Genomic DNA, 3,672 nt, shown 5'->3' with positions numbered 1-3,672 from the left:
ACAAACAAAAGCGGTGCGAGATATAAAATCCCACACCGCATATCAGACACAAACCCCAAACCCGGCCTTGTAAATTCATGAAAAGTCCGGTATAATGAGGCTGGCGCAGTTATACTGTTGTGTGGGAGGTTGGAGCTCCCGCATAGGGGCGTGGGGTGCTGCTAACACCCCGCGTCCTGCCTTTGTTCATCTCGTATTCTTATTGTACACCCGCAAATCCTGAAATGCAAGGTAAATCATGATATTTTTAGGGCCTCTGTCTATACCGGCAGAGGCCCTTTTTTGCGGACACCCGGCCCATTTNACGGTCTGCAAGGAGTTCAAGAAAACCGCTTGCAGTATCGGCCCGGACAATGCCCGCTTTCACGGCCTGCGCCATGGAGGCAATCAGGGCATGATAAGGGAAAAAAGAAGGAAAAAAACAAAGAGAAAACCCTGGAACCATTGCAATTCCAAGGTNTTCTCTGGCGCGGAAGGAGGGATTTGNACCCTCGCGCCNGTTTTATCCAGCCTACTCCCTTAGCAGGGGAGCCCCTTCGGCCACTTGGGTACTTCCGCAGATCCGGATTCACTTTTGAAAAGTTGGCGGAGAGAGTGGGATTCGAACCCACGGGCACTTGCGCGCCGCCGGTTTTCAAGACCGGTTCCTTCAACCACTCGGACATCTCTCCACAGGAAGGCGCCGTCTCTTGAACACGCATAATATCATAGCATACCCTCTCCCTCTTGTCAACAAAATTTTCCGCCGGGACGGGGAAATTTACCCCTTCCCCGTCCGGTACATCCGCCCCGCCTCCGGGGTCACGCCGTTCAGCCACAGCAGCTCCTCCACTGTCACGAACCAATAGCCCTCCTCTTGAAGCCGATCCACCACCCGCAGGGCCGCGTCCACCGACGTGGAATAGATATCGTGGAGCAGAATGATGCTGTTGGGCTCTACGCAGTCCAAAATCGCCCGGGTTACTTTTTCCGCGTCCCGGCTCTCCCAGTCCCGGGGGTCCACGCACCACTTCACCATGGGCACGCCAAGCTCCACCCCCTCCGCCACTTGGCCGTAGGGAGGCCGCAGCCNGTATTCCCCGCCCCCCAGCAGCGCCTCCAGCGCCGCTTCCGTCCGGGCCACCTCCTGGGCCGCCTCATCCGGGAGGATGCCGTCCAGACGCTGGTGGCTCCAGGTGTGGTTTCCTATCTGGTGCCCCTCCTCCGCCATGCGGGCCACCAGCGCGGCGTTGTCTTCAATCTGCTGGCCGATGAGGAAAAAGGTGGCCTTGGCCCCCCGTTCCTTCAAACCGTCCAGCAGACGCTCCGTGGTGCCCCGCCGGGGGCCGTCGTCAAAGGTCAGGGCCACGTACTTCTCCCCCGCCGGAATCTCGGCCCCTCCGTCCGCGGGCATTNCCTCGCCGCCCGGCAGGCACAGGGCGGTCAGAGGGGCCAGTATGAAAATTGGGACAATCTTCTTCACCATCGCGCANTTCCCCCTTATTTATCCGGGGTTAGTATGCGCAGCTCTCCGGGGAATTTTATTGGAAAAATCACGAAAAGAAAGAGCGCTTTGTCATGAGCCTAGGTTCTCATGACAAAGCGCTCTTATACGTGCTCTTACACCAGCTCAATCACCGCGGTCTCCGCGGCGTCGCCACGGCGGATGCCGGTGCGGATGATGCGGGTATAGCCGCCGTTGCGCTCCGCGTAGGTGGGCGCGATTTCCTTGAACAGCTTCTTGCAGACATCCTCCCNGGTGATGAAGCTCATGGCCTGCCGGTAGGCGGCCAGGTCGCTCTTCTNGCCCAGGGTAATCATTTTCTCAGCCAGGGGCTTGATCTCCTTGGCCCGGGTGACGGTCGTCTCCATCTTCCCGTGATCCAGGAAATCCGTGACCTGCTGACGCAGCATGGCTCTGCGCTGGTCAGAGGTCTTGCCGAGCTTACGAGGCATTTCGGTTTCCTCCTTACTTGTTATGGTTTCTCCTTCGCTCTCCGGCGGGGACGGTCAATTATTCTCCTCGTCGGCCAGGTGCAGGCCCATCATGGCCAGCTTGTTGATGACCTCCTCCAGGGACTTGCGTCCCAGGNTGCGGACCTTCATNATCTCGTCCTCGGTCTTGGAAATCAAGTCCTCCACCGTGTTGATGTTGGCCCGCTTCAGNCAGTTGAAGCTCCGGACGCTGAGGTCCAGCTCCTCGATGGTCATCTCNAGCACCTTGTCCCGCTGGGCTTCCGCCTTCTCCACCACGGTGGGGCGGCTGCCGACGTTCTCACTCAGGTCGGTGANNAGCGTGAAATGGTCGCAGAGGATCTTTGCTCCCAGAGAGACGGCGTCCCGGGCGGAGATGGTGCCGTCCGTCCAGACCTCCAGCGTCAGCTTGTCAAAGTCGCTGGAAGCGCCCACGCGGGTGGGCTCCACGGTATAATTCACCTTGTACACCGGCGNGTAGATGGAATCTACCCCAATGGTCCCGATCACATTCTGCTGGGGCTTGTTGCGGTCGGCNGGGACATAGCCNCGGCCATGGGACAGGGTAATCTCCATGTTCAGAGACGCCCCGTTGTCCAGTGTGGCGATGTGCAGGTCCGGGTTCAGAACCTCCACCTCGCCGTCGGCCTTGATGTCGCCGGCGGTCACCACGCAGGGGCCCACCGCCTCGATATAGACCGTCTTCACCGAGTCGCTGTGGAGCTTGGTCAGGAGGCTCTTGATATTCAAGACGATCTCCNTCACGTCTTCCTTCACGCCGGGAATGGTGGAAAACTCGTGCTGAACACCGGCGATTTGGATGGTAGTCGGCGCGGTGCCGGGCNGCGAGGAGNGCATGATCCGCCGCAGGGCGTTGCCCAGCGTCGTACCGNATCCCCNCTCCAGGGGTTCCACCACGTATTTGCCATAGGTTACTTCACCAGGNGCTTCGCNGCATTCAATCTGGGGCTTTTCGATTTCGATCACGCAGTACCCTCCTTCATCTTCTCAACGGGCGGCGCAAGACGCCGCCTCTGGTTCGGCTCATTATCGAGGGTATCCTCCGCTTACTTGGAGTAGAGCTCGACGATCAGGTGCTCCTCCACGGGGATGTCGATATCCTCACGAGCGGGGAGGCGGGTCACGGTGCCCTTCAGGCCGTTCTTCTCCCGCTCCAGCCACGCGGGCAGGAGGAAGATGGGGGCGTCCTGGCCGGTGAGGCGCTTGAAGACCTCGGAGGAGCGGCTGCTTTCCGCCACTTCCACCACGTCGCCGCCCTTCACCTGGTAGGAGGGGATGTCGACCTTTTTGCCGTTGACGGTGAAATGCCCATGGTTCACCAGCTGACGGGCCTGACGGCGGGTCATGGCGAAGCCCATGCGGTACACCACGTTGTCCAAGCGGCGCTCCACATTGATAAGCAGGTTGTCGCCGGTCTTGCCGGGGGCGGCGGCGGCGGCCTCATAGTAGCTGTGGAACTGCTTTTCCAGGATGCCGTAGATGAACTTGACCTTCTGCTTTTCGTTCAGCTGAATGCCATATTCGCTTTTCTTCTTCCGCATCTGGCCGCCGGGATTCCGGTTGGTCTCCTTTTTGGCGTACCCCATGACGGCGGGAGAGATGCCCAAAGCCTTGCAGCGCTTGGCGATGGGCTGCATATTCCTTGCCATATTGCTTCTTACCTCCTCTTTCGATCAGACGCGGCGGCGCTTCGGGGGG

General features: G+C 59.5%; 4 protein-coding genes and 2 tRNA genes. All 6 read right to left on the bottom strand.

The window, feature by feature from the left end; translation table 11 throughout:
- Positions 1–465: 465 nt before the first annotated feature.
- A tRNA-Ser gene (locus tag JX325_RS13640) sits at positions 466–558 on the bottom strand.
- 25 nt (positions 559–583) lie between these two features.
- Positions 584–671, bottom strand: a tRNA-Ser gene (locus tag JX325_RS13635).
- Between the two features lie 89 nt (positions 672–760).
- Positions 761–1,465: a polysaccharide deacetylase family protein gene (locus tag JX325_RS13630; protein ID WP_204791642.1), complete on the bottom strand. Its 705-nt coding sequence runs from the start codon at positions 1,463–1,465 to the stop codon at positions 761–763.
- A gap of 134 nt (positions 1,466–1,599) precedes the next feature.
- Positions 1,600–1,935 (bottom strand): 50S ribosomal protein L17, encoded by a 336-nt coding sequence (rplQ, locus tag JX325_RS13625; RefSeq protein WP_204791641.1) that lies wholly within the window; start codon positions 1,933–1,935, stop codon positions 1,600–1,602.
- A 54-nt stretch (positions 1,936–1,989) separates the two neighbouring features.
- Positions 1,990–2,940: a DNA-directed RNA polymerase subunit alpha gene (locus JX325_RS13620; RefSeq protein ID WP_204791640.1), complete on the bottom strand. Its 951-nt coding sequence runs from the start codon at positions 2,938–2,940 to the stop codon at positions 1,990–1,992.
- Between the two features lie 80 nt (positions 2,941–3,020).
- Positions 3,021–3,623, bottom strand: a complete 603-nt coding sequence (gene rpsD / locus JX325_RS13615) for a 30S ribosomal protein S4 (protein WP_204791639.1) — start codon at positions 3,621–3,623, stop codon at positions 3,021–3,023.
- Between the last annotated feature and the right edge of the window lie 49 nt (positions 3,624–3,672).

It is taken from the genome of Oscillibacter sp. CU971 (assembly GCF_905219725.1).
GTDB lineage: Bacteria > Bacillota > Clostridia > Oscillospirales > Oscillospiraceae > Oscillibacter.
The sequence above is the reverse complement of the archived record's forward strand: the minus strand, read 5'-3'. Positions and strand labels throughout refer to the sequence as shown.